The sequence below is a fragment of the Vibrio sp. 10N.222.49.C9 genome, from assembly GCF_041474985.1.
Lineage (GTDB): Bacteria > Pseudomonadota > Gammaproteobacteria > Enterobacterales > Vibrionaceae > Vibrio > Vibrio crassostreae_C.
In genome coordinates this window covers 1-421 of the sequence record NZ_JBFRVD010001017.1, presented here as the reverse complement: position 1 = coordinate 421, position 421 = coordinate 1, and the positions used below count along the sequence as shown (strand labels likewise).

The 421-nt window shown below is 47.3% G+C and carries 1 pseudogene; it reads right to left on the bottom strand.

Annotated features, from left to right (window positions below):
* Window positions 1–421: pseudogene (locus AB4585_RS26685) on the bottom strand (cytochrome c oxidase subunit II); the annotation flags it as partial.

Here is a 421-nt window from a genome sequence, read left to right as displayed (position 1 = left end):
CCACTCATCAAATTCTGCAGCCTCAACGGCTTGGACTACGATAGGCATAAAGCCATGATTGCGCCCACACAGCTCTGCACATTGCCCGCGATAGATTCCCGGTTTATCAATCTTGGTCCACGCCTCGTTGATAAACCCTGGGATAGTGTCCTTTTTCACCGCAAAATCAGGCACCCACCAAGAGTGAATCACATCATCAGAGGTCATTAAGAAACGGATTTTTTTGCCGACAGGAAGCACCAACGCATTGTCTACCTCAAGTAGGTAATGCTCACCCTTTTCATCCGTACCCTCAATTTGCTCATTACTGGTGGAGAGATAACTGAAAAACTCAACGTCATGGTCAAAGTAGCTGTAGTGCCACTTCCACTGTGAACCGGTGATCTTAACCGTGATATCAGACTCGCTAGTGTCTTCCATC